Raw genomic sequence first — 25,009 nt, 5'->3', positions numbered from 1 at the left:
TAGTGCAGGTCCATCGGCGGACTTGGAAGGCAGACGGACACTCGGGAGCAAGAGATGCGGACAGCTCGACTGCGGACCGTACATCCCGTCCTGTGGGCCGGCTGGGCCGTACTCGCCGCGGGCGCGGTGCTGTGCGTGATCGGCTGGTACGGCGTCTCGGGCGAGCGTTTCGCCGAACGCCAGCTCCCCTACCTGGCGTCCTGCACGGTCCCGGGTGCCGCGCTGATCGTCGCCGGGGCGATCCTGCTCACCCACGGGCGGAACGCGCTCGCCACCGCCCGCGTGGAGGAGCTGTACGGCCTCCTGGTGGCCGCCGGGCCCGCCGACGCCGAGGAACCCGGCCCGACCGTGTCGGTGCCCCTGGCGGTCAGCGGGGACCTTCTGATGGTGCCGGGGGGCACCCTCTGGCACCGGGCCGACTGCCCGCTGGTCGCCGGCAAGGGGGAGGCCGTGCCGGTGGACTCCAAGCTGGTGGCGAGCGGCGGACTGGGCCCCTGCCCCATCTGCGAGCCCACCGAGGAAACCGACTGATGTCGTCCCTGACGTGGGATCTCACGCTCGCCGGTCTCTCCGTCGGCAGCGCCGCCGCGCTCACCGGGATCGGCCTGGTCGTGACGTACCGCGCGACCGGGGTGCTCAACTTCGCGCACGGTGCGATCGCGATGGTGTGCGCGTACGCGCTGCGGCAGTGCGTGGTCGAGTGGGACTGGCCGCTGTGGGCGGGGGCGGCCCTCACGCTGCTGGTGCTGGCACCGGGCCTCGGGATGGCGCTGGAACGGTTCGTCTTCCGACCGCTGTCGGTGCTCGGCGGCGATCCGGCGCAGACACTGGTCGCGTCCATCGGGGTGTTCGTGCTCCTGGTGGGCGGGGCCGCGCTGGTGTGGGGGCAGGGCGCCCGCGACGACGCCCCGGAACTCGTGTCGGCGGACCCGTGGGGGCAGCTGACGGTGGTGCTCGTGCTGGCCGTGGCCGTCGCTGCGGTGATCCGCCGGACCCGCCTGGGCCGGGAGCTGCGGGCCGTGGTCGACGACCGGCGACTGGCCGTGCTCGGCGGGATCGACGCGGACCGGGTGGCCGCCGCGGGCTGGGCGTTCGGCTCGTTCACGGCGGGCCTGACGGGCGTGCTGCTGGCCCCGTACGTACGCCTGGACCCGTACGGTCTGCCGCTGCTGGTCATGGAGGTGGTGGCGGTCGCGGTGGCCGCGCGGATGCGCAGCCTGCCGGTGGCCGTGGTGGCGGCGCTGGGCATCGGGGTGGCGCAGAGCCAGCTGACGCGGCTGCATCCCGCCGGCCGGGGCGAGGCACTGCTCCAGGCGGTCGGCGCGAACCTGTTCGTGGTGGCGCTGCTGGTCGCGGCGCTGGCACTCCCCCGCATCGGCACGCGTGACGTCCTGCCGCGCACGGCCACCGCGCGCGTGCCGACCCCGCCGGGCGTCTGGATCGTGGCCGCCGTGCTGTTCCTGCTGCCGCTCGGCTTCGCGGGCTCGGACCTGCACACGGCGGTCCAGGTGCCGGCGCTGGGCGTGGTGCTGCTGTCCCTGGTGGTGGTCACCGGCCGCGGCGGCCAGATCTCCCTCGGCCAGGCGGCGTACGCGGGTCTGGGCGCGCTGTTCACCGCGCTGCTGGCGGCCGGGCGCCTCCCGGGACTGCCCCGCCTCCCCGAACTGGCCGCGCTGGCCGTGGCGGTGGTCCTGGTGGCCCCGCTGGGCCTGTTGACGGGCTGGCCGGCGATCGGCCGCCGGGGCCTGGCCCTCGCGCTCGCGACCTTCGCGGTGGGCGTCGGCGTGAGCCGCTTCGTCTTCGCCCAGCCGTACGCCGTCTCCGGACTGTCGTTGGGCCGGCCCGCGGGCTTCGACGGGGACCGCGCGTACTACGTCCTGGAGCTGGTCCTGCTGGCTGCCGCCCTGCTCGCGACCCACGCCCTGCGCCGGGGCCGCACTGGCCGGGCCCTCGCCGCCCTGCGCGACCACGAGGCGGGCGCGTCGGCGGCGGGCGTCCGGGTGCCGTCCCTCAAGCTCCTCGCCTTCGTCGCGGGCGCCGCCCTGGCCGCCCTCGGCGGCGGCATGCTGGGCATGGGCCTGCGCGCCTTCGACCCCGGCGCCTACGACCCCGTCCGCGGCCTCCTCTGGTTCGCCGCGGTCGTCGTCCTGGGCGCCGACAGCGCCCTGGGCGCCCTGGCCGCTGCGGCCCTCCTGGTCGGCCTGGACGCGGGCACCCGCGGCGGGGTCGCGGCGGCCCTGATCGGCGTACTGGCGGTCCTGGTCGGCCGCTTCCCCGGCGGACCCTCCGAGGCGTTGCGCACGGCCACGGACGGCCTGCGCCTGCGCCGGCGGGCGGCACTGACCCCGCTGGGAGCCAGGGTGCGGGCGAGACTAGGGGTGCCGGACCAGCGGAGCGCACCCCACCCGGCATCGACGACACGGCCGGCGGCCACCCACCCCCCTGCCCCACCGGCCGACGCCACCGACCTCCCGCGACGCCACACCACCCCCACCGACAACACGAACCCCCCACACGGACGCCCCCCACCCGACCACGGCACGGAACACCCGCAGGAACCACCCGCAGCCGCCGACGGCGAGGTTCCCCCACAGGGGCCACCCGCACCCGACCACGAAACCCGCACGGGCGGTTCGGGTGGGAATCCCGACCCGGCCGAAGGCCGGGTGCCCCCGACCCGCCCCGCACCCCCCGCACCCCCCGCACCCCTCGCCCCCACCCTCACGGCCCGCCGCCTCCACGCCCGCTACGACGGTTTCACCGCCGTCGACGACGTCGACCTCGACGTGCCCCCCGGGCACATCACCGCGATCGTCGGCCCCAACGGCGCCGGAAAGAGCACCCTGTTCCACTGCCTCGCCGGAACACACCGCCCCTCCCACGGCCGGGTCCTGCTGGACGGCCGGGACGTGACACGACTGACGTCCCACGCCCGCACCCGGCTGGGTATCGCCCGCACCTTCCAACAACTGGCCGTGTTCCCCTCCTTGACCGTGGCGGAGAACGTTCAGGTGGGCGCGGAACAGGGACACACCGGCGATCCGGGCGCCGTGCGGCGGGCGTTGCGCCTGCTCGGCCTCGACGGCCCGGTCCGCGCGCACCCCGCCGCCGACCTCCCCACCGGCACCCTGCGCCGCGTCGAACTGGCCCGCGCCCTGGCGGGCGGCCCGCGCGTGCTGCTGCTCGACGAGCCCGCCGCCGGACTGGACACCGCCGAGGTCACCGCGCTGACCAAGGTCCTCAAGGCTCTCGCCGCCGACGGCACCGCCCTGCTCGTCGTGGAGCACGACCTGGACCTGGTCGCCGACCTCGCCGACGTGGTCCACGTGATGGCGGCGGGCCGTATCGTCGCCTCCGGCCCGCCCGCCCGTGTCCTCGACAGACTCGACACCCTCGACGTACTCGGCACCGCCGGTGCCCGGGAGGCCCCCGCATGACCGTGGCCCTGGAACTGCGTCACGCGCGCGTGCGCTACGGCCCGCTGGAGGCCCTGCACGGCGTCACCCTCGCCACTCCGGGCCCCGGCCTCACCGTCCTGCTGGGCCGTAACGGCTCCGGCCGGACGACCGTCCTGCGCGCGCTGGCCGGAGCCGTGTCGCTGTCCGGCGGCGCGGTGCTCTGGAACGGCAGCGACGTGACCCGCGTGCCGGCGTTCGAGCGGGCCCGCCGGGGACTGTGTCTGGTCCCCGAACGGCAGGCGGTGTTCGCCTCCCTCACCGTGCGCGAGAACCTCGAACTGACGGCGACGGCCCTCGATTCCGCCCTGGACGCCTATCCGCAGCTCGCTCCCCTGCTCGGGCGTCGCGCCGGCACCCTGTCCGGCGGCGAGCAGCGCATGCTCGCCCTCTCCCGGGCCCTGACGGCACGCGCGCGCGTGGTGCTCGTCGACGAGCCCGCGCAGGGCATGTCCCCCACGGTCGCGGCCCGCACGTACACACTGCTGGCCGCGCTCGACGCCTGTGTGGTCGTCGCCGAGCAGCGGTTGCCGCCCGTACTGCAGGGCGGGCCGACGGTCGTGGTGCACGAACTGCGCCGCGGGGCGGTGGTGTTCAGCGGAGAGGCGGGCGAGTTCCGGATCCGGGAAGCGGCGGGCCGAACAGGGCCGGAGCGGGGGCCGTGGCACGGGTCGAGGCGCGGGCCGAGCCCTTCGGGATGACCAGCAGGGTGCCCGGGTTCAGCCGGTCCGGATAGCGGCCGACCATGTCCCGGTTGGCCTTGTAGAGCGCCTGCCAGCCGCCCTTGACGCCGTGGGCGCGGGCGACGGACGAGAGCGTGTCGCCGGGTTTCACCGTGTGCATACGGCCCTTGAGGCCGTACCTCCTGGAGCAGACCGGCCAGGCCTCCCAGCCCTGCACGGCCAGGACCTCCTGGGCGACGGCGATCTGCTCCTCGCGGGTGGCGAGATCCGCGCGCGGGGCGTACGTCAGTCCGCCGAACTCCTTCCAGGTGGGCTGCCAGAACTGCAGCCCTCCGTAGAAGCCGTTTCCGGTGTCGGCGTTCCACCGCCCGCTGCTCTCGCACTCGGCGACACAGCTCCAGGGCCACTGGTCCGCGGCACACGCATAGGACACGCCCTTCGCCGACGGACCGGGAACCGGGGGCGGCGGTACCGCCCGCACGACACCGGAAGCGAAGACCGAGGCAGCTGCGGAAGTGGCGGAGGCCGAGCTGGAGGTGGCGGCAGAGGAGGAGGCGGGAGAGAGGACGCAGAGCAGGGCCGCGGCCAGGGCGAGCGTGAGCGACTTCGGGTGCATCGGCCCACGCTAGGCAGCCCGTGTCGTCCGCCCGTCGCGGCGCGTCCGGTGCGGCCGGAGTCCCACCCGGTCGGCTTCGATACCACAGAAGACCGCGTGCCGGGGATGGTTCGATTCCGTTCGCCGTGGGGCGTGACTCCCTCCACGGATAGCCCGTTGTCTTCTTCATGAGCCCGGCACCCGCCCGGTTCACCGGCCGGTAGCCACCCGGCCCCGCCACGCACCACACCCGAGGGAGCCACCGTGCCGCGCATGCTCGACGTCAGCGACGAGGTACGCGCCGAGATCGGCGACGAAGAGGCCGACCGGCTGCTCGCCGGAGAGAACGCCCCAGGCAGTTACGACTGCACGTCCTGCCGTACCCAGGGCGACTCCGAACAGGAGCGCACCAGCACCGTCCTGTTCATCGGCGACGAGACCGCCGTCCTCGCCTTCGCCCACGCCACCTGTCTGCCCTCCCAGATCGTCCAGGTCACCGAGGAACAGCTCCGGGGCGCGGTGAAGTCCATCACCGGCGACAGCGTCGACCTGGAACCGGACCGGACCGCCCCCGAGCAGGCCGTGCTCGGCGTGACCAGCGGACTCGTCCTGATCGCCGGGGAGTTGCACCCGGCGCTGGTGGTCGAGCCGACCGCGCCGATCGTACGGCCGGGGTCGACGGGGGCCGGTGACGACTTCCTGCCGCTGCTGATCGAGCAGGGGTTCATGCCGTTGACGGCGATCCAGTCCGCGCCGTCCGTGCTGCACGGCTGGTCGGTGCTGCTGGCCGCGGGGCAGTTGCACGCGGTGCTGCAGCCCTCGCCGAACGGCGGGCAGTCGGTGGCATGGTGGCAGGCGCACCAGCCGCTCCAGGTCACCGAGAGCTGGCGGGCCGCGGCGAACAAGCACCAGCAGGTGCTGATGTTCGCGGCGCCGGTGGGCTCCATCGGCCGGCAGCCCCGGGAGGACCTGCTGCGGGACGCGCTGGACAAGGCGGCCGCCAACGGCAAGTTGGTCGCGGTCGCGATGCCGCTCGCGGGGACGTGAGGACGCGCCCGGTCGCAGTGCGTACGGTCGCGACGGGCCGCGGTGGATCCGCGGCCCGTCGCACAGTTCCGCGCGCCCCCAAAGGGCGTTTCCCGGGCCGCATCTCTTCATGTGCGGGGTCGTTTGGACATACGTGCACACCTACGACGTTCCCCGCCGCCAGTCCTACCAGTCGGTCCCGCCCGCGCGGTCGACTCAGGACCTCCTGGGCGGCCCATCGGCCACGCCGATCTACGACGCGCTCTACTCCGAGTACGTCAAGTCCTTCCGCTCGCTGCCCGGTGACCGCAGCGGCGAAGAGGAACTGGGCTTCACGGCCTTCGGGAACGTGCCGCACGGTACGGGCTCGTTCAGCAACTCGTACAGCGCCTACAGCGCGGGGGCGTACAGCGCACGGCACGGCACGGTGCAGCAGTCGCAGTGGCAGCGGGTGGGCCAGATCGGGCAGCAGCACCACAGCACCGGGATGCACCACGTGCCGGCGGCGCTGCCGCCCGGACCGCGCAGGGGCATCTGAGACGTGAGTGAGGGCGGGCCCCGGCCGGGGCCCGCCCTCACTCATGTCCGCGTCACTTCGTCGTCACTTCTTCTTGTTGCCGCGCTTCTCGCGCACCCGCACCGAGATGTGGATCGGCGTCCCCTCGAAGCCGAACTCCTCGCGCAGCCGGCGCTCGATGAAGCGCCGGTAGCCCGCCTCGATGAAGCCGGAGGCGAAGAGCACGAACCGCGGCGGCTTGGTGCCGGCCTGGGTGCCGAAGAGGATGCGCGGCTGCTTGCCGCCCCGGATCGGGTGCGGGTGGGCGGCGACCAGCTCGCCGAGGAAGGCGTTCAGTCGGCCCGTGGGGACCCGGGTCTCCCAGCCGGCCAGGGCCGTCTCGATCGCCGGGACCAGCTTCTCCATGTGACGTCCGGTGCGGGCCGAGACGTTCACCCGGGGCGCCCAGGCGACCTGCGCGAACTCGGTCTCGATCTCCCGCTCCAGGTAGTAGCGGCGCTCCTCGTCGAGGGTGTCCCACTTGTTGTAGGCGATGACCAGCGCGCGGCCCGCGTCGACGGCCATGGTGACGATCCGCTGGTCCTGGACCGAGATGGACTCGGAGGCGTCGATCAGGATGACCGCCACCTCGGCCTTCTCGACGGCGGCCGCGGTGCGCAGCGAGGCGTAGTAGTCGGCGCCCTGCTGGAGGTGGACGCGCTTGCGGATGCCCGCCGTGTCGACGAACTTCCAGGTGACGCCGCCGAGTTCGATCAGCTCGTCGACCGGGTCGCGGGTGGTGCCGGCGACCTCGTTGACGACGACCCGGTCCTCGTTCGCCACCTTGTTGAGCAGCGAGGACTTGCCGACGTTCGGGCGGCCGATCAGCGCGATGCGGCGCGGGCCGCCGACCGCGGTGCCGAAGCTCTGCTCGGGGGCGTCCGGCAGTGCCTCCAGGACGGCGTCCAGCATGTCGCCGGTGCCGCGGCCGTGCAGCGCGGAGATGGGGTGCGGCTCGCCGAGGCCCAGGGCCCACAGATAGGACGCGTCGGCCTCGCCGCTCTGGCCGTCGACCTTGTTGGCGGCCAGCACGACGGGCTTGCCGGCCTTGCGGAGCAGCCGTACGACCGCCTCGTCGGTGTCGGTGGCGCCCACCTTGGCGTCCACGACGAAGACGACGGCGTCGGCCGCCTCGATCGCGTACTCGGCCTGTGCGGCCACGGAGGCGTCGATACCGAGGACGTCCTGCTCCCAGCCGCCGGTGTCGACGAGCTTGAAGCGGCGGCCCGCCCACTCGGCCTCGTACGTGACGCGGTCGCGGGTGACACCGGGCTTGTCCTCGACGACGGCCTCGCGGCGGCCGATGATGCGGTTCACCAGAGTCGACTTGCCGACGTTCGGCCGGCCGACGACGGCGAGCACCGGAAGCGGGCCGTGACCGGCCTCCTCGATGGCGCCCTCGACGATGTCGGCGTCGAAGCCCTCTTCCGCGGCGAGCTCCATGAACGCTGCATACTCGGTGGCATCGACCTCGCCGAGCGCTCCGTGGTCGTGCTCCTCGCCCGAACCGTCGGAGGGGATGTGGTCGTTCATGAAGTCGGTACCTCGTTCATCGTGGTGATCGGTGGACCGCCCGGCCCGTTTGCCGGTGTGGTCCACTACTCAGTGTCGCCTAGCGGCCGGTCAGCCGCCTGGCGTTCTCCAGGTGCGCGGTGAGCTGCTTCTGGATGCGTTCGGTCGCCTCGTCGAGGGCCTTGCGCGTACGTCGTCCGCTGCCGTCGCCCGCTTCGAACGGGTCGCCGAAGACGACGTCGACCCGGCTGCGCAGCGGGGGCAGCCCCTTTATCAACCGTCCGGGCCGGTCGGAACTTCCCAGCACGGCGACCGGGACGATCGGGGCACCGCCGCGTACGGCGAAGTACGCGAGCCCGGCGCGCAGTGCGGCGAAGTCGCCCTCGCCCCGGGTGCCCTCCGGGAAGATCCCCAGGGCGCCGCCGTTGTCCAGCACGGCCAGCGCCTGGGTGATCGCCGTACGGTCGGTGGTGTGCCGGTCCACCTTGACCTGCCCGATGCGGAGCAGGAAGGGGTCGAGCGGGCCGACGAAGGCTTCCTTCTTGATCAGGAAGTGGGTGGGCCGGGGCGCCACGCCCATCACCATCGGGCCGTCGACCATGTGGGAGTGGTTGACCGCGAAGATCACCGGGCCGGTCGCGGGGACCTTCCAGGCGCCCAGGACGCGCGGCTTCCACAGGCCGTACATCAGGCCGACGCCGATGCGCCGCCCGACCTCGGCGCCCTTCTCGGAGGGAGCAGTCACTTACCGGCCCGCTTCTCCTCGACGAGGGTGACGACGCACTCGATGACCTGGGCCAGCGTGAGCGCGGTGGTGTCCACCTCGACCGCGTCGTCGGCCTTGGCGAGCGGCGAGGCCTTGCGGCTGGAGTCGGCCGCGTCCCGCTTGATCAGTGCCTCGCGGGTGGCGTTGACGTCGGCGCCCTTGAGTTCACCGCTGCGGCGGGCGGCACGCGCCTCCGCCGAGGCGGTCAGGAAGATCTTCAGGTCGGCGTCGGGCAGCACCGTCGTACCGATGTCGCGGCCTTCGACGACGATGCCGTTCTCGGCGCCGGCGGCGATGGAGCGCTGCAGCTCGGTGATCCGGGACCGGACCTCGGCCACCGCGCTGACCGCGCTGACCTTGGAGGTGACCTCCTGGGTGCGGATCGGCGCGGCCACGTCGGTGCCGTCGACCGTGATCGTGGGGTTCGCCGGGTCGGTGCCGGAGACGAGGTCGGGCTTGCCGGCCGCCGCCGCGATCGCCGACGGGTCGTCGACGTCGATCCCGTTGGTCACCATCCACCAGGTGATCGCCCGGTACTGGGCGCCGGTGTCGAGGTAGCTCAGGCCGAGCTGTGCGGCGACGGCCTTCGACGTGCTCGACTTGCCCGTGCCGGAGGGGCCGTCAATGGCGACAATCACGGGCTGGGCGGCGCCGTTTTCCACGGGGGGACACCTTCCTGGTGCGTGGTGGGAGTGTGCGGGGACGCAAAAGCGCCCCGCACAAGGTTACTGGCTCGCCGGAGGCCTCCTTACGGGCGGCTCCCGCAGGCCCTGCCCAGGCCGTCCGCCGGCGGGGCCGTCCCCCGGTCCGTGGGGCCTCCCCGGTGCCGCGGGCCGTCCTGCCGGCTACTGGCGGATGGCCCAGCCCCGCTCCCGCAGCGCCGCCGTCAGGACCGGCGCCGCCTTGGGCTCCACCATCACCTGCACCAGACCCGCCTGCTGCCCGGTGGCGTGCTCGATGCGTACGTCCTCGACGTTGACGCCGGCGATCCCCGCGTCCGCGAAGATGCGGGCCAGCTGGCCGGGCTGGTCGTCGATGAGGACGGCCACGACCTCGTAGGCCCGCGGCGCGGACCCGTGCTTGCCGGGCACCCGGACCTGGCCCGCGTTGCCGCGGCGCAGGACGGCCTCGATGCCCGCGCTGCCCTCGTGCCGTTTGTCGTCGTCGGAGGACTGCAGGGCCCGCAGCGCCCGGACCGTCTCGTCGAGGTCGGCGGAGACGTCCGCGAGGAGGTCGGCGACCGGCCCCGGGTTCGCGGACAGGATGTCGATCCACATCCCGGGGTCGGAGGCGGCGATCCGGGTCACGTCGCGGATGCCCTGCCCGCACAGCCGTACGGCGGACTCCTCGGCGTGCTCCAGGCGCGCGGCGACCATGCTGGAGACCAGGTGGGGCATGTGGGAGACGAGGGCGACGGCACGGTCGTGGGCGTCGGCGTCCATGACGACCGGCACGGCACGGCAGTGCGAGACCAGTTCCAGGGCGAGGTTGAGGACCTCGGTGTCGGTGTCCCGGGTCGGGGTGAGCACCCAGGGGCGGCCCTCGAAGAGGTCGCCGGTGGCGGCCAGCGGGCCGGACTTCTCACGCCCCGACATCGGGTGGGTGCCGATGTACGACGACAGGTCGAGGCCGAGCGCCTCCAGCTCGCGGCGCGGGCCGCCCTTGACGCTGGCCACGTCGAGGTAGCCGCGGGCCACGCCCCGGCGCATCGCGTCGGCCAGGACACCGGCGACGTGGGCGGGCGGAGCGGCGACGACCGCGAGGTCGACGGGCCCCTCGGGTGCCTCGTCGGTGCCGGCGCCGAGCGCGGCCGCGGTGCGGGCCTGCTCGGGGTCGTGGTCGGCGAGATGGACGGTGACGCCCCGCTGGGAGAGCGCGAGGGCGGCGGACGTACCGATCAGGCCGGTGCCGATGACCAGGGCGGTTCTCACTGGGCGATGTCCTTGCGCAGGGCCGCGGCGGAACCGAGGTAGACATGCGCGATGTCGGCGCGGGACCGGTCCGACTCGATGTGCGCGAGGATCCGGACGACCCGGGGCATGGCGCCCGCGATGTCCAGTTCCTGGGCGCAGATCAGCGGGACGTCCACGATGCCGAGCTTGCGCGCCGCGGCGGCCGGGAAGTCGCTGTGCAGGTCGGGCGTCGCCGTGAACCAGATGCTGATCAGGTTGTCCGGGGTGAGTTCGTTCCGCTCCAGGACGGCCGAGAGCAGGGCCCCGACCTGCTCGTCCATGTGACCGGCCTCGTCCCGTTCGAGTTGGACGGCGCCCCGCACCGCTCGTACCGCCACGACGACGCTCCTCGCTGATGTACCTGTCGGCTCTTGGTCCATCCAGACTAGTCAGCCCGCCCGGGACCGGTGCGCCCGCCCGCCCGCTGAGACGCCGGACACCGCACCCGCCTCCCGACGACCGGCTCGACCAGCCCGACCGGCTCCACCGACTCACCCCACGGCACGGACACCCACCATCGAACCCCGCCAATGTCACCCGTTTCGCCCAAATTCGCTACTTGGTACGAGAACGCCCCCGTGCGCCTCTGGACGCCGGGCCCCCGGTCCGCTCTCATGGCAGGAAGCTCGCCCCGGGGGAGGCCTCTCATGAAGCGTTCCGGACCGCTGTTCACACTGCTCGCAGGACTGGTGCTCGGCCTGGTCATGCTGTCGCTCAACGCGACGACGGGCACGAAGAGCGCGTCCTCCTCCTCGGTGGAGGAGTCACCGGCGACCAAAGCCTCGCCGACACCCACCCGGACGACCGCGTCCCCTTCGCCGTCCCGCACCCCGATTCCCGACGCCGACTACGCGGGCCGCACCACCGACGACTCCGCCGCCGTCGCCGTCACCCTGAAGGACGGGAAAGCCATCGCGTACTACTGCGACGGCCGCACCAAGGAGTCCTGGCTGAAGGGCGACGTCGAGGACGACGGCACGATGAAGCTCACGGGCGAGCACGGCGCCGAACTGAACGGCACCCTCAAGGAGGGCAAGCGGATCAGCGGCACCGTCGCCGTCGATGGCGGGAAGTACACCTTCACCGCCGACAAGGCGAAGAAGCCGTCCGGGCTGTACCGGGCCACGGCGACGGTACGGGGAGCGAAGGTCGTCGGCGGCTGGATCCTCCTGCCGGACGGCCGGCAGGTCGGCGTCGTCACCAGCGACGGCGAGCCCGCCCCGGCACCGCGGATCGACCCGGAGACCGGTGCGGTGACGGTCGACGGACAGCAGCTCACGGCACGCCCCGTCACCCCCTGACCCTCCCCGGAGTCGTTGATGACCGTCGACCCGAACGCCGCCACCCAGAACTTCCCCTCCTCCGAGCCCGCCCGCGGCGGCCCGCACCCGGCCCGTTATCTGCTCCCGGCGCTCGTCGCCGGCGCGGTGGCGGTGGGTCTGGGCGCGTACGGAAAGATCCACGACCCGGCGGGGACCGCCTTCAACCTGGCCGGCTTCAGCAGCACCGGGGCGGTGAAGTCCTGGCTGGCCACGGTCGCCGTGTTCTTCGCACTCGTCCAGGTGGTCTCGGCGGCGATGGTCTACGGCAAGCTGCCGGGCCCCGGCTGGTCGGGGGTGCTGCACCGGTGGTCGGGCCGGGTGGCGTTCCTCGTGTCCGTCCCGGTCGCGGTGCACTGTCTGTACGCTTTCGGCTATCAGACCTATGAATCGCGCGTTTTGTGGCACTCTCTGCTGGGCTGCTTCTTCTTCGGCGCCTTCAGCGCCAAGATGCTGCTGCTCCGCTGGGAGCGGCTTCCCGGCTGGCTGCTGCCCCTCGTGGGTGGCCTGGTCTTCACCGCGCTCACGCTCATCTGGCTGACCTCAGCCCTCTGGTTCTTCCGCACCTTCGGAGTGACGACATGACTCAAGGCCCGACGCGGCGCACGATCCTCTTCGCGACGGGCGCGGCCGCGCTCACCGTCGGCTGCAGCGAGTACGGCGACGGCGACGACTCCGGTTCGTCCTCGTCGGTCGACGCCTCCGCCGGGCAGGAACTGGCGAAGACGGGCGACATCCCGGTCGGCGGCGGCAAGATCTTCGCGGACGAGAAGATCGTCGTCACCCAGCCGAAGAAGGGCGAGTTCAAGGCCTTCTCCAACATCTGCACCCATCAGCAGTGTCCGGTGGCCAACGTCTCCGACGGCACCATCAACTGCACCTGCCACGGCAGCAAGTTCAGCATCGCGGACGGCTCGGTGGCGAACCCCCCGGCGACCAAGCCGCTGCCGGAGCAGCAGATCACGGTGTCGGGGGACTCGATCACCCTGGCCTGACCCGCCCGCGCCGCCGCGGACCGTCCCGTCAGGCGTCCCAGAGCGCCCCGAGGGTCACCAGTTCGCTCTGGTACTCGATCCGGTCCGCCCACTCGCCCGGCCAGACGTCGGCGCCCAGGTGGGCGCCCGCGAAGGCACCCGCCAGACACGCGATCGAGTCCGAGTCGCCGGAGGTGCAGGCGGCCCGGCGCAGTGCGGTCACCGGCTCGTCGGGGAAGAGCAGGAAGCTCAACAGGCCGGTCGCCAGCGCCTCTTCGGCGATCCATCCCTGACCGGTGGCCAGGCACGGGTCGGTCTCGGGCGAGGGGGCGCGCAGGGCGTCCCGGAGGCGGTCCAGGATCGCCAGGCACTCGTCCCACCCGCGGGCCATGAAGTGCTCGGGGCCCGGGTCCTGACTCCGCGTCCACAGGTCGCCGAGCCAGCGCTCGTGGTACCGGCCGCGGTTCTCCTCGGCGTACGACCGCAGCAGCCCGACCAGTTCGGCCGGCGCCTCCCCCTGCGCGAGCAGCCGTACGGCGTGCGCGGTGAGGTCGGAGGCGGCGAGTGCCGTCGGATGTCCGTGCGTGAGGGCGGACTGCAACTGGGCGGCACCGGCGCGCTGTTCGTCGCTCAGACCGGGGACCAGCCCGACCGGCGCGACCCGCATGTTGGCACCGCAGCCCTTGGAGCCGATCTGGCTGGCGTCCTGCCAGGGCCGGTCCGTGCGCTCCAGGAGGGCGCAGGCCCGCAGGCAGGTGTTGCCCGGGGCCCGGTTGTTCTCCGGGGAACGGTTCCAGGCGATGAACTCCCGCCGCACGGGCTCGGTCATGTCGGGTCCGAGCACCCCTCGGTCCATGGCGGTCCGCAGCCCCCTGCCCAGCGCCAGCGTCATCTGCGTGTCGTCGGTGACGAGCGCGGGCTTGGGCAGCGCCATCCCACGCCACGGCCCGAACTTGGCGAGGATCGACGGCACATCGTTGAACTCGGTCGGAAAGCCGAGCGCGTCGCCGAGGGCGAGCCCGATGAGCGCGCCGGTCGCGGCGCGCTTGGTGGGGGTGGTGGTCATGCGGGGGCGGTGTCCTTCCCGGGGTGGTCCGATCAGGACAGAAACCCTAATCGTCATCTTGACCCTAAGGGGTGGGGCTGGACGCGCGCAAGCAGGCCGTACACACCTGGGGAAGGCTTGACGCGCACAAGAAGGCGGCCGGTCCGCGTCACCACGGGAACCGGCCGCCTGCGCCACGAAGGGCCGACCTACAGGTCGACCTCCTTCATCAGCATGCCGACCTCGGTGTTCGACAGCCGGCGCAGCCAGCCCGACTTCTGGTCGCCCAGGGTGATCGGGCCGAAGGAGACCCGGACCAGCTTGTCGACCGGGAAGCCCGCCTCGGCGAGCATGCGGCGGACGATGTGCTTGCGGCCCTCGTGGAGGGTGACCTCGACCAGGTAGTTCTTGCCGGTCTGCTCGACGACCCGGAAGTGGTCCGCCTTCGCGTACCCGTCCTCCAGCTGGATGCCGTTCTTGAGCTGCTTGCCCAGGTCACGCGGGATCGGGCCCACGATGTGCGCGAGGTAGACCTTCTTCACGCCGTACTTGGGGTGGGTCAGCCGGTGCGCCAGCTCGCCGTGGTTGGTGAGCAGGATGACACCCTCGGTCTCGGTGTCGAGCCGGCCCACGTGGAAGAGCCGCGTCTCACGGTTCGTGACGTAGTCACCGAGGCACTGCCGGCCTTCGTTGTCCTCCATCGTCGAGACGACACCGGCCGGCTTGTTCAGCGAGAAGAACTGGTACGACTGCGTCGCGACCGTCAGGCCGTCGACCTTGACCTCGTCGTGCTCCGGGTCGACCCGCTTGCCCTGCTCCAGGACGATCTCGCCGTTGACCTCGACCCGCGCCTGCTCGATCAGCTCCTCGCAGGCCCGCCGGGAGCCGTAGCCCGCGCGCGCGAGGATCTTCTGCAGCCGCTCGCCCTCCTGCTCGGCGCCCGGGAACGTCTTCGGCGGCTTGACGTCCTTCTTGTTCGCGTACCGCTCGCGGTTGCGCTCCTCGGCCCGCGCCTCGTACTCACGGGAGGTCGCCGGGACCGATCGGCCACGCCCGGTGCCCTGGCCCTGCTTGGGGCCGCCCTTGGCGCCACCGCGCGCGGAGGCGCCGCGCCCGGACTTCGGGCCCTCGTGGTTCCCGCCCGGCCCTACGTCGTAGCGGCGCTCCTCGGGACGGGGGTTGCCCGCGCGCTTGGGCCTGTCGTCGCGCCCGGCCCCGCCCTTGGGCTGGGAGCCGCTGCCACCGGACCCGCGGGGTTTGCCGCCCCCACCGCTTCCCCGGGGGTTGCCGCGCCCGTTGTTCCTGCCACTGCCGCTGCCACTGCTTCGCATCAAAGTTCCGTCGTCGTCGTGTCGTCTGCATCTGCGTCCGGTGCGTCCGGATCGAACGACGGGACCCCTTCCAGCGTCTCGGCCTCGATCGCCTCCGCCTCCGGGAGGAAGGGCGCGAGTTCCGGAAGCTCGTCCAGACCGCGCAGGCCCATCCGCTCCAGGAAGTAGTTCGTCGTCGTGTACAGGATCGCACCTGTTTCGGGTTCCGCGCCCGCCTCCTCGACCAGACCGCGCTGGAGGAGGGTGCGCATCACACCGTCACAGTTCACTCCGCGGACCGCCGAGACCCTGCTGCGGCTGACCGGCTGGCGGTAGGCGACCACGGCGAGGGTCTCCAGGGCCGCCTGGGTGAGCCGCGCCTGCTGGCCGTCCAGGACGAACCCCTCGACGGCCGGCGCGTACTCGGGACGGCTGTAGAAACGCCAGCCGCCGGCGATGAGCCGCAGCTCGAAGCCCCGCCCCTGCACGGTGTACTCGTCGGCCAGCTCCCGCAGCGCGTCCCCGACCTGCCGCCGGGGCCGCTGGAGGATCTTGGCGAGATGCTCCTCCGTCGCGGGTTCGTCCACGACCATGAGGACGGCCTCCAGCGCCGGTCCGAGGTCGAGGTCGGCGACGGCACGCGGACCGGCCGGAACGTCGGCGGTGTCCTGACTCACGGCTTCTTCTCCTCCTTGGGCGCCTCGGGCGGCCGGTCGAACTCGTCGGTGACCACGGGCTGGGCCTCCCCCTGCCCACCGGTCCAGCGCACCAGCAACTCCCCGAGGGCGGTCTCCTGGTCGAGGGCCACGGCCTTCTCCCGGTACAGCTCCAGCAGGGCCAGGAAGCGCGCCACGACGGTCAGGGTGTCGTCGGTGTCCTCCACCAGTACCCGGAAACTCGCCTCACCCAGCTCCCTGAGCCGCGCGACGACGATCTGGGCCTGCTCCTGGACGCTCACCAGCGGGGCGTGGATGTGGTCGACGTACACCTGCGGCCTGGGCCTGGGCTGCATCGCCTTGACGGCGAGCCTGGCGAACCCCTCCGGGCCGATGCTGATGACCACCTCGGGCAGCAGCTCGGCGTGGTGCGGTTCGAGTCCGACGGTACGGGGGTAGCGCCGGGCCTCCTTCTCCAGCCGGTGGTGGAAGATGTCGGCGATCTGCTTGTAGGCGCGGTACTGGAGCAGGCGCGCGAACAGCAGGTCACGGGCTTCGAGGAGCGCGAGGTCGGCCTCGTCCTCGACCTCCGCGGCGGGCAGCAGCCGGGCCGCCTTCAGATCCAGCAGCGTGGCCGCGACGACCAGGAACTCGGTCGTCTGGTCCAGGTCCCAGTCCGGGCCCATCGCCCTGATGTGTGCCATGAACTCGTCGGTCACCCGGGACAGGGCGACCTCGGTGACGTCCAGCTTGTGCTTGGAGATCAGCTGGAGGAGCAGATCGAAGGGCCCCTCGAAGTTGGCGAGCCGGACCTTGAAGACACCGTCACCGGGTTCCTCGGGCTCCACGGCCGGCTCGACCGGGGCGGGAGCCTCGGCCGGGACCGGCGGCTCCGCCGGCTCCGGAGGCAGCAGTGCCGGCGCTACCGGTACCACCGGCGCGGGCGGGGCTTCCGCGGGCGCCGGGACCGACCCCGGACCTCTCCCGAGCACACGCCGACGACCGGCTGATGCGCCGGCGTCGGGGGGTACGTCGTTCGAGGTCATGGCCCCCGCAGGCTACCGCTACCGCCCGCGAAGCCGGCGTACGAGAATGCTCGCGTCGCCTCGGGATTCCAGGTCGGCCAGCACCACGGCGACGGCCTCGCGGACGATCCGCCCGCGGTCGACCGCCAGCCCGTGTTCACCCCGGAGCACCAGACGGGCGTGCTCCAGGTCCATGAGTTCCTCGGCGGAGACGTACACGGTGATCTTCTCGTCGTGCCGTTCCCGCCCGCTGGGGCGGCGCGAGGGCGCCCGTCCGCGCTTGCCGCGCGGTGCGGCGCCCGAGGCAGAACCTTCCTGCGCGTCCTGGCGCCGGCCGGACCGGTCCGCGCCCTGGTTGCGGGACTCGCCCGCCTCGGCCGGTTCCGCGCCGGTCGCCACATGCTCGGCGCCGTCGCCGTCACCGCCCTGCGCGGGTACCGAGTGCGGTGCGTCCTCCGGCGACGCCGTCCCGGCCCCGTCGGGATCCCCCGCCGGAGCCGGCACCCTGGCCTCGCCGTTGGCCCCCCGCCGGGGAGTGGACGACTGAAGCGCCATTCCCCCTGTCGTACGGAACAGTTCGTCGGCCCCCGGCAGACTCACTCGGCGTGACACCGGGCGAGCACCTCCCTGGCGAGCTGGCGATAGGCGGCGGCACCGACGGAGTTGGACGCGTACGTGGTGATCGGCTCGCCGGCGACCGTGGTCTCCGGGAAGCGGACCGTGCGCCCGATGACCGTGTGGTAGACGTGGTCGTCGAAGGCCTCGACGACCCGTGCGAGCACCTCACGGCTGTGCACCGTGCGCGAGTCGTACATCGTGGCCAGGATCCCGTCGAGCTCCAGCTCCGGGTTGAGCCGCTCCTGGACCTTCTCGATGGTCTCCGTCAGCAGCGCGACACCACGGAGGGCGAAGAACTCGCACTCCAGTGGCACTATCACCTTGTGCGCGGCCGTCAGGGCGTTCACCGTGAGCAGGCCGAGCGAGGGCTGACAGTCGATCACGATGTAGTCGTAGTCGGCCATGAGCGGCTTCAGGGCTCGTTGCAGCGTCGACTCGCGTGCCACCTCGGAGACCAACTGGACCTCGGCGGCGGACAGGTCGATGTTGCTGGGCAGCAGGTCCATGTTGGGGACCGCCGTCTTCAGGAGCACCTCGTCGGCCGCCATGCCCCGCTCCATGAGCAGGTTGTAGACGGTGAGGTCGAGCTCCATCGGGTTGACACCGAGACCCACCGACAGCGCGCCCTGCGGGTCGAAGTCCACGAGCAGCACCCGACGGCCGTACTCCGCGAGCGCGGCACCCAGGTTGATGGTCGACGTGGTCTTGCCGACGCCGCCCTTCTGGTTGCACATCGCGATGATCGTCGCGGGTCCGTGACTGGTCAGCGGACCCGGGATCGGGAAGTACGGCAGCGGCCGGCCTGTCGGGCCGATGCGCTCACGGCGCTGACGGGCAGCGTCGGGCGCGAGTGTGGCCGCGTACTCGGGATCGGGCTCGTACTCGGCGTCGGGATCGTAGAAGTGCCCGTCGGGCAGTTCGTCGTAGTCGGCGAAGTGGTTGTGGGGCGCGCCACTTCCGTCGCCGGCCATGGCGTTCACGTGATGGCCATCCATGCTCTGGTGTGCTGGCTGAGTCACGCCTGACTTGTAGTGACTCTGGTGGGCTGCGAAGGTGCGCACCGCGACGGAGCCGACAGCCTCGAACCCCGAAGGGCCCTCGGCCCGTGCAGGCGTTCCTGGTTGACCACCCCCGGGAGAAAATGTCGACTCATTCACAAGTCGTCTTACCTCCTTGGTGACCAGGAAACTTCTAGACAGGTCAGCGTGGCACCATGCCGACGGTTGGCGACTCTATGGCGTGTCGGGCGTCCGCAGCAACACAATCCGCCGGACCCGGCAGGATGTGTCGGCAATGAAACATCCCTCTGTCAAGGGCGTACGGCCGTCGCACGGCAGGTTTCACCGGTGTACGAATCGGCTCAAGGGTTACGTTCGAGGCGAGTTGACCGAGAGTCGCAAAGTGACCATACACACATCCGGCCGGACCTTCTCGGGCAAGGTCCGGCCGGGTGCGGTGTGTTGACGACCTGTGTTGACGTATCGCCTTTTACCGAATGGTGACTTAGCGACGGCGCCGTTGCGCCGCGTACGACCGGCGCTCAGCCGAGCAGTGCCGCGAGCCCCACGTGCTCCAGGCCGTGCGCCTCGGCGACCTCCCGGTAAACCACCTTGCCGTCATGGGTGTTGAGTCCCATGGCGAGCGCGGGATCCCGGCGCAGCGCCGCCGCCCAGCCGTGGTCGGCGAGCTCGACGATGTACGGCAGGGTCGCGTTGGTGAGCGCGTAGGTCGAGGTGTTGGGCACCGCGCCGGGCATGTTGGCGACGCAGTAGAAGACCGAGTTGTGGACCGGGAAGGTCGGCTCGGCGTGGGTCGTCGGGCGGGAGTCCTCGAAGCAACCGCCCTGGTCGATCGCGATGTCGACAAGAACACTTCCCGGCTTCATGCGCGACACGAGTTCGTTGGTGACCAGCTTCGGGGCCTTGGCGCCCGGGACGAGGACGGCACCGATGACGAGGTCCGCCTCCAGGCACGCCTTCTCCAGCTCGAAGGTGTTGGAGACGACCGTCTGGATCTTCGTGCCGAAGATCTTGTCGGCCTCCTTGAGCTTGTTGATGTCCCGGTCGAGCAGGGTCACGTGGAAGCCCATGCCGATGGCGATCTGCGCGGCGTTCCAGCCGGAGACTCCGCCGCCGATGACGACGGCCCGGCCGGCCGGCACACCCGGGACTCCGCCGGGCAGCACACCGCGGCCGCCGTTGGCCCGCATCAGGTGGTAGGCGCCGACCTGCGGGGCGAGGCGGCCCGCGACCTCGGACATCGGGGCGAGCAGCGGGAGCGCGCGGCTGGGCAGCTCGACGGTCTCGTAGGCGATCGCGGTGGTGCCGGACTCGATGAGCGCGTCGGTGCACTCCTTGGAGGCGGCCAGGTGCAGGTACGTGAAGAGCGTCTGGTCCTTGCGGAGGCGGTGGTACTCCTCGGCGATGGGCTCCTTGACCTTGAGCAGCAGGTCGGCGGTGGCCCAGACCTCGTCGGCGGTCGCCAGGATCCGGGCTCCGGCGGCGAGGTACTCGTCGTCCGGGATCGACGAGCCGACACCGGCGCCCTGCTCGATGACGACCTGGTGGCCGTGGCGCACCAGCTCGTGCACACCGGCGGGGGTGATGGCCACCCGGAACTCGTTGTTCTTGACCTCGCGGGGGATGCCGACCTTCACGTCGATCACGGTCCTTGGCTCAGTGAGTGTGGGGCATGGCAAGACATGTCCAGGCATGCCGGGGCACACCGGGAGACACCGCAGGAGAAGGTGCGGCAGAGCCAGTCTAATGAAGGTGTTCCCGCTGTCTAGCCTTTCATTGCATCAATCTTCAGCGGATGTACTACGGATTTCGCAGGCGTTAGCGTCGTGTTCCGGGTGATCGGGCTGTTCCGGCTCCGGTTCGGCCTGGGTTTCCGGCTCCTGGGACTCCTCGCCGAGCAGCCGCTCCGCGGTGCCCCGGTGCAGGGCCGCCGCCGCGGGGTCGCCGAGGTGCCCCAGCGTGTCGGCGAGCCGCAGATGCAGCGCCGCCTGCAGACGGCCGTCCTCGGCCCGCCGCGCCCACTCCACGGCCTCCTGACAGGTGTCCAGCGACTCCTCGGGCCGTCCGGCGTACTCCTGGACCCGTGCGAGCTCGCTCAACGCCCGCGCCTGGGCGGCCACATCACCCTCCTTGCGGTGCCCGGCGATCGCGGCCCGCCAGGACCGCTGCGCCTCGCCGTAGCGGCCCGCGTAGGTGTGGGCGGCGGCGATCCGGCCGTACAGCCGCGCGGCGTCCGCCCGCTCGTCCCTGGCCAGCCGCTGGGCCAGGGCCCGGCCGTACCAGTCGGCGGCCCGGTCGTAGTCCCCGAGCTCCAGATGGGCCCCGCCCACGGATTCCATCGCGCGACCGGTCGCATACGGGTCGTTCGCCTCCCGTCCGGCGTCCAGGGCGGCCCGGTAGCGCGCCAGGGCCTCCTGGGTGCGGCCGGTCCGGGCGTCGAGGTCGGCGAGGTTCAGCAGCGCGGCGGCCTGTTCCCGGGGCAGGTTCCGGCGTTCGGCCACGTCCAGGACCAGGCGGTGGATGCCGTACAGGTCGGGCGCGGCCGCCTGGGTACCGCGGTGGGCGACCATCGCCCGTACGAGCTGGGACATCAGGCGCCGGGCGAGGGTGTCCAGCTCGCCGTCCGCGACCGCGTGACGGGCCGCGGCGAGCAGGGCGGGCCTGCGCAGGGTCAGCCACTCGGCGGCCGCCCTGGGGCTCGGGAAGCGCAGCGAGCGCGACATGCCCTGGAGCTTCTCGCGCGCCTCGGGGTTGTCGGTCTCGGTGATCGCACGGCAGGACTGCAGCAGCCGTACGGTCCGCTCCAGCATCCGGGCGCGGGCCAGCTGGAGTTCGGCGGGGCGGTCCTGGGACTCGGCGAGCGCCCTCAGCAGCGGCTGGAGGCAGCCGGGGACCTCGTACTGCGGCAGCGGCGATGTCACGGGGTGCAGCAGGCCGAGGGCGACGAGGTCGTCCAGGGTGGTGCGGGCGGCGCCCACCGAGCAGCCGGCCAGCGCGGAGGCGGTCTGGGGGTCGACCAGGCCGGCCGGGGCGAGGGAGAGCAGGCGCAGTATCCGGGCGGCCGGGGACGGCAGGGACGTGTAGGCGAGCCGGAAGACACGGTTCAGCGGGGTGGTGACCGTGTCCTCGGCGTCCTCGGCGCCCTCCGCGTGCAGATGCTTGGCGAGGTCGGCGACGGCCGCCTTGGGGCGGGCGGCGAGCCAGCCGCCCGCCAGGGTGAGCGCGGCGGGCTGGGCCTGGCACTCCTCGACCAGCCCCTCGGCGGAGCGGGGGTCGACGGTGATGCGGACCGAGCCGGTGTGCTTGGACAGCAGTTCGATGGCGGACTTGGTGTCGAGGCCGCCCAGGGTGCACGGGCGGACGTCCGCGATCCCGGTCAGCGGGCCCCCGGAGACGGCCACGACCAGACATTCCGGCGTCTCCGGCAGCAGGGCGTCCACCTGTTCGGCGGTGGCCGCGTCGTCGAGCAGGAGCAGCACCCGGCGGTCGGCGAGGGCCTCGCGCAGCGCCGCCGTGAGGTCGTCCTCGTCGGCTCCCGCGGGCGTCGGCAGCTCCAGGGCGGTCAGTAGTTCGCGGGCCGCGTACTCGGTCGGCACGGGCGTCCCGTCGGGCTCGCTGAGCCGGACCCGGAGCACCCCGTCCCGGTAACGGTGCGCGACCTGGCGGACGAGTTCCTCGGCGAGCGCCGTGCGGCCCGAGCCGGGCTTGCCCGCGATGAGGAGCACCCGCGCGCGGGGGGCTTTGCGGCCCGCGATGGTGTCCAGTCCCGCGCGCTCGATGTCGGCTCGGAGTTCTTTCAACTCCCTTGTGCGGCCCAGGAATCCAGTCTCCGCAGCAGCCTCTGGGGACAGCCGCACACCGCCTGTGTCCACCGCCTGATCCGTCACGGGCCACACTCCCGTCCCACCGCACGCGCAAGCCCGCCGGGACTCCGGTTCGGGCGTTTCCAGAGCCTAGTTCACGCTCTGCTACGTTCCGGGCGGAGCGCGGCGGACACGTCCCCCGATCGGATCAGCCGATGGTCACATCGGCGGAGGGGGTGTGGGTTCAGGACTCGAACGGACGCGCGGGCCAGGGCGCCTCCGCGGGGCGCAGGGCGTCGAGCCCGTCCCCGCCGCGCGCGGCGGCCAGGGACAGCACGCCCACGACGAGGCAGTTGTTGTGCAGCTCCCCCGCGAGCACGCCCCGGACGAGCTCGTCGACCGGCACGCGCGCGTGCTCCATGTCGGCCTCCTCGTCCTCCACCACGAAGCGCTCCCCGTCGGCCGCGGAGAGATCACGGGCGAGGAAGATCCGTACGGCCTCGTCGCAGCCGCCGGCCGTGGTGTACACGTCGGTGAGGACCCGCCAGTCCTCGGCCTTGACGTGAGCCTCCTCGTACAGCTCGCGCTGGGCGGCGTGCAGCGGGTTCTCGCCGGGCACGTCGAGCAGACCGGCCGGGATCTCCCACAGCTTCTGCCGCACCGGGTGGCGGTACTGCTTGATGAGCAGCACCCGGTCCTCGCCGTCGAGGGCGAGGACCGCCACCGAGCCGGGGTGGACCTGGTAGTCGCGGCGGACCACCGAACCGTCGGGCATGACCACCTCGTCCGTGCGGACCGAGGTCTTGTTGCCCACGAAGGGGGTCTGGGTCGCCCGGATCTCCCACGCCTCGGCGGTGTCCTTGATCGTCATGCCCTGTCCTTCCACCTGCGCGAAGAGGCCGGGGCGCCCACCTTTTGAATGGACGCGCCCCGGCCACCGTACAACTGTCGTGTTACTCCGAAGCCTTCCGCTCCTCGACCGACCGCTCGACCGCCGCCTTCACGAGACCGGCGAACAGCGGGTGCGGACGCGTGGGACGCGAACGCAGTTCCGGGTGCGCCTGGGTGGCGACCAGATACGGGTGGACCTCGCGCGGGTACTCGACGTACTCGACGAGCTTGCCGTCCGGCGAGGTGCCGGAGAACAGGATGCCCGCCTTCTTCTCCAGCTCCGCGCGGTAGGCGTTGTTCACCTCGTAGCGGTGCCGGTGGCGCTCCTCGACGTACTCCTTGCCGTCGTACACCTCGCGCACGATCGAGCCCTCGGCCAGCTTGGCCGGGTACATGCCCAGCCGCATCGTGCCGCCCATGTCGCCGTCGCCGGCGACGATGTCGAGCTGCTCGGCCATGGTGGAGATCACCGGGTGGCCGGTGGCCGAGTCGAACTCGGTGGAGTTGGCGTCGGCGATGTCGGCCAGGTTGCGCGCGGCCTCGATCACGATGCACTGCAGGCCGAGGCAGAGGCCGAGCAGCGGGATCCGGTTCTCGCGGGCGTAGCGGATCGCGCCGACCTTGCCGAGCACCCCGCGGTCGCCGAAGCCGCCCGGGATGCACACGCCGTCGACGTCACCGAGTTGCTGGGCGGCGCCGGCCGGGGTCTTGCAGTCGTCCGAGGTGACCCACTTGATCTTCACGCGGGCCTTGTTGGCGAAACCGCCCGCGCGCAGCGCCTCGGTGACCGACAGATAGGCGTCGGGCAGGTCGATGTACTTGCCGACCAGGGCGAGGGTGATCTCGTGGTCCGGGTTGTGGACGCGGTCGAGCAGGTCGTCCCAGGTCCGCCAGTCCACATCACGGAACGGCAGGTCCAGCTTGCGGACGACGTAGGCGTCCAGGCCCTCGCCGTGCACGGTCTTGGGGATGTCGTAGATGGACCGCGCGTCGGGGCAGGCCACGACCGCGGCCTCGTCCACGTCGCACATCAGCGAGATCTTGCGCTTGATCGCGGCCGGCACCTCGCGGTCGGAGCGCAGCACGATCGCGTCCGGCTGGATACCGATGTTCCTGAGGGCCGCAACCGAGTGCTGGGTCGGCTTCGTCTTCAGCTCACCCGAGGGGCCGATGTACGGGAGGAGCGAGATGTGGACGACGAAGACGTTGTCACGGCCGACCTCGTGACGGACCTGGCGGACCGTCTCCAGGAACGGCAGCGACTCGATGTCGCCGACCGTGCCGCCGACCTCGGTGATCACGACGTCGACCTCGTCCGTCGCCATGCGGCGGATCCGGTGCTTGATCTCGTTGGTGATGTGCGGGATGACCTGGACGGTGTCGCCGAGGTACTCGCCACGCCGTTCCTTGGCGATCACCGTGTTGTAGACCTGGCCGGTGGTGACGTTGGCCGAGCCGTCCAGGTCGCGGTCGAGGAAACGCTCGTAGTGGCCGATGTCCAGGTCGGTCTCGGCGCCGTCGTTGGTGACGAACACCTCACCGTGCTGGAAGGGATTCATCGTGCCGGGGTCGACGTTCAGATACGGATCGAGCTTCTGCATCACGACGCGCAGGCCCCGCGCCTTGAGCAGCATGCCGAGGCTGGAGGCCGTCAGGCCCTTGCCGAGCGAGGAGGCGACACCCCCGGTGACGAAGATGTGCTTGGTCGTCGTGGCTGTGCTGTTTCGAAAAGCAGCGGTCGGCATGGCCAAGAGGGGGCTCCCGTGGTCGCGGTCTGGGTGTGCGGTGCGGCTCGTCCGGCCCG

Annotated in this window: 24 protein-coding genes; 8 read left to right on the top strand and 16 right to left on the bottom strand. The window is 72.0% G+C overall.

From position 1 onward, the window contains the following. Positions 1-54: 54 nt before the first annotated feature. Genes ACZ5VD_RS33950 through ACZ5VD_RS33940 form a run of 3 tightly spaced genes read left to right on the top strand, consistent with a single transcriptional unit; the run spans position 55 to position 4,156 of the window. Entirely contained in the window at positions 55-531 is a 477-nt protein-coding gene (locus ACZ5VD_RS33950) for a hypothetical protein (protein ID WP_468552150.1), read from the top strand. Then, a complete protein-coding gene (locus ACZ5VD_RS33945; RefSeq protein WP_468684430.1) occupies positions 531-3,437 on the top strand; it encodes an ABC transporter permease subunit in 2,907 nt (968 codons plus the stop codon). The genes ACZ5VD_RS33950 and ACZ5VD_RS33945 overlap by 1 nt, the downstream gene beginning before the upstream one ends. Then, complete coding sequence (locus ACZ5VD_RS33940) at positions 3,434-4,156, top strand: ATP-binding cassette domain-containing protein (RefSeq protein ID WP_468684429.1); 723 nt, start codon at positions 3,434-3,436, stop codon at positions 4,154-4,156. Before ACZ5VD_RS33945 ends, ACZ5VD_RS33940 begins: the two co-directional genes overlap by 4 nt. Here the strand turns inward: ACZ5VD_RS33940 and ACZ5VD_RS33935 are convergent. Beyond that, positions 4,050-4,754: a LysM peptidoglycan-binding domain-containing protein gene (locus ACZ5VD_RS33935; RefSeq protein WP_468552153.1), complete on the bottom strand. Its 705-nt coding sequence runs from the start codon at positions 4,752-4,754 to the stop codon at positions 4,050-4,052. The genes ACZ5VD_RS33940 and ACZ5VD_RS33935 overlap by 107 nt on opposite strands. A 243-nt stretch (positions 4,755-4,997) precedes the next feature. Between ACZ5VD_RS33935 and ACZ5VD_RS33930 the strand changes: the two genes are divergently transcribed. Together ACZ5VD_RS33930 and ACZ5VD_RS33925 are read left to right on the top strand one after the other, a co-directional pair. Then, positions 4,998-5,780, top strand: a complete 783-nt coding sequence (locus ACZ5VD_RS33930; protein ID WP_468552154.1) for a hypothetical protein — start codon at positions 4,998-5,000, stop codon at positions 5,778-5,780. A 133-nt stretch (positions 5,781-5,913) separates the two neighbouring features. Then, a complete protein-coding gene (locus ACZ5VD_RS33925) occupies positions 5,914-6,297 on the top strand; it encodes a hypothetical protein (RefSeq protein WP_468552187.1) in 384 nt (127 codons plus the stop codon). 63 nt (positions 6,298-6,360) lie between these two features. On the opposite strand, the gene der is transcribed toward ACZ5VD_RS33925, so the two are convergent. The 5 genes from der to aroH all read right to left on the bottom strand — a co-directional run bounded on the left by der (position 6,361) and on the right by aroH (position 10,883). Then, positions 6,361-7,848, bottom strand: coding sequence for a ribosome biogenesis GTPase Der (gene der / locus ACZ5VD_RS33920; RefSeq protein ID WP_468552155.1), 1,488 nt, complete (start codon positions 7,846-7,848; stop codon positions 6,361-6,363). Positions 7,849-7,927: 79 nt separating this feature from the next. Continuing rightward, on the bottom strand, positions 7,928-8,515 hold the full coding sequence (locus ACZ5VD_RS33915; RefSeq protein ID WP_468552188.1) for a lysophospholipid acyltransferase family protein: 588 nt from the start codon (positions 8,513-8,515) through the stop codon (positions 7,928-7,930). A 53-nt stretch (positions 8,516-8,568) separates the two neighbouring features. After that, positions 8,569-9,255 carry a (d)CMP kinase gene (cmk, locus tag ACZ5VD_RS33910; protein ID WP_468552156.1) on the bottom strand — a complete coding sequence of 229 codons (687 nt, stop codon included), beginning with the start codon at positions 9,253-9,255 and terminating at the stop codon, positions 8,569-8,571. A 183-nt stretch (positions 9,256-9,438) separates the two neighbouring features. Beyond that, positions 9,439-10,524, bottom strand: coding sequence for a prephenate dehydrogenase (locus tag ACZ5VD_RS33905; protein ID WP_468684427.1), 1,086 nt, complete (start codon positions 10,522-10,524; stop codon positions 9,439-9,441). Next, on the bottom strand, positions 10,521-10,883 hold the full coding sequence (gene aroH, locus ACZ5VD_RS33900) for a chorismate mutase (RefSeq protein ID WP_468552158.1): 363 nt from the start codon (positions 10,881-10,883) through the stop codon (positions 10,521-10,523). Before aroH ends, ACZ5VD_RS33905 begins: the two co-directional genes overlap by 4 nt. A 309-nt stretch (positions 10,884-11,192) precedes the next feature. Here aroH and ACZ5VD_RS33895 point away from each other — a divergent pair, with 309 nt between their 5' ends. The 3 genes from ACZ5VD_RS33895 to ACZ5VD_RS33885 are packed head-to-tail and all read left to right on the top strand — an operon-like array spanning position 11,193 to position 12,859. Beyond that, positions 11,193-11,846, top strand: coding sequence for a hypothetical protein (locus ACZ5VD_RS33895; RefSeq protein WP_468684426.1), 654 nt, complete (start codon positions 11,193-11,195; stop codon positions 11,844-11,846). 18 nt (positions 11,847-11,864) lie between these two features. Beyond that, the gene (locus tag ACZ5VD_RS33890; protein WP_468552160.1) at positions 11,865-12,449 is read left to right on the top strand and encodes a DUF6529 family protein; all 585 of its coding nucleotides are present in this window, start codon (positions 11,865-11,867) and stop codon (positions 12,447-12,449) included. After that, positions 12,446-12,859, top strand: coding sequence for a Rieske (2Fe-2S) protein (locus ACZ5VD_RS33885; RefSeq protein WP_468552161.1), 414 nt, complete (start codon positions 12,446-12,448; stop codon positions 12,857-12,859). The genes ACZ5VD_RS33890 and ACZ5VD_RS33885 overlap by 4 nt, the downstream gene beginning before the upstream one ends. A 28-nt stretch (positions 12,860-12,887) precedes the next feature. Here ACZ5VD_RS33885 and ACZ5VD_RS33880 read toward each other — a convergent pair whose 3' ends face one another. The 10 genes from ACZ5VD_RS33880 to ACZ5VD_RS33835 form a co-directional block, all read right to left on the bottom strand. After that, the gene (locus ACZ5VD_RS33880; RefSeq protein WP_468684425.1) at positions 12,888-13,904 is read right to left on the bottom strand and encodes an ADP-ribosylglycohydrolase family protein; all 1,017 of its coding nucleotides are present in this window, start codon (positions 13,902-13,904) and stop codon (positions 12,888-12,890) included. A gap of 188 nt (positions 13,905-14,092) precedes the next feature. Continuing rightward, positions 14,093-15,214, bottom strand: coding sequence for a pseudouridine synthase (locus ACZ5VD_RS33875; RefSeq protein WP_468552163.1), 1,122 nt, complete (start codon positions 15,212-15,214; stop codon positions 14,093-14,095). Further along, positions 15,214-15,870 (bottom strand): SMC-Scp complex subunit ScpB, encoded by a 657-nt coding sequence (gene scpB / locus ACZ5VD_RS33870; RefSeq protein ID WP_468552164.1) that lies wholly within the window; start codon positions 15,868-15,870, stop codon positions 15,214-15,216. Before scpB ends, ACZ5VD_RS33875 begins: the two co-directional genes overlap by 1 nt. Next, the gene (locus ACZ5VD_RS33865; protein ID WP_468684423.1) at positions 15,867-16,895 is read right to left on the bottom strand and encodes a segregation and condensation protein A; all 1,029 of its coding nucleotides are present in this window, start codon (positions 16,893-16,895) and stop codon (positions 15,867-15,869) included. Before ACZ5VD_RS33865 ends, scpB begins: the two co-directional genes overlap by 4 nt. Before the next feature lie 18 nt (positions 16,896-16,913). Then, positions 16,914-17,486, bottom strand: a complete 573-nt coding sequence (locus tag ACZ5VD_RS33860; protein ID WP_468552166.1) for a hypothetical protein — start codon at positions 17,484-17,486, stop codon at positions 16,914-16,916. Further along, positions 17,471-18,463, bottom strand: coding sequence for a ParA family protein (locus ACZ5VD_RS33855; RefSeq protein ID WP_468552189.1), 993 nt, complete (start codon positions 18,461-18,463; stop codon positions 17,471-17,473). The genes ACZ5VD_RS33860 and ACZ5VD_RS33855 overlap by 16 nt, the downstream gene beginning before the upstream one ends. 569 nt (positions 18,464-19,032) lie before the next feature. Next, positions 19,033-20,157, bottom strand: a complete 1,125-nt coding sequence (gene ald, locus ACZ5VD_RS33850; RefSeq protein WP_468552167.1) for an alanine dehydrogenase — start codon at positions 20,155-20,157, stop codon at positions 19,033-19,035. Between the two features lie 135 nt (positions 20,158-20,292). Continuing rightward, on the bottom strand, positions 20,293-22,398 hold the full coding sequence (locus ACZ5VD_RS33845; protein WP_468684422.1) for a tetratricopeptide repeat protein: 2,106 nt from the start codon (positions 22,396-22,398) through the stop codon (positions 20,293-20,295). A 160-nt stretch (positions 22,399-22,558) separates the two neighbouring features. Beyond that, positions 22,559-23,185 carry an NUDIX domain-containing protein gene (locus tag ACZ5VD_RS33840; protein WP_468552169.1) on the bottom strand — a complete coding sequence of 209 codons (627 nt, stop codon included), beginning with the start codon at positions 23,183-23,185 and terminating at the stop codon, positions 22,559-22,561. A gap of 82 nt (positions 23,186-23,267) precedes the next feature. Continuing rightward, a complete protein-coding gene (locus ACZ5VD_RS33835; protein ID WP_468552170.1) occupies positions 23,268-24,950 on the bottom strand; it encodes a CTP synthase in 1,683 nt (560 codons plus the stop codon). Between the last annotated feature and the right edge of the window lie 59 nt (positions 24,951-25,009).

The organism is Streptomyces sp. NPDC032822, assembly GCF_055578825.1.
This window is presented reverse-complemented; position numbering and strand designations above follow the sequence as displayed.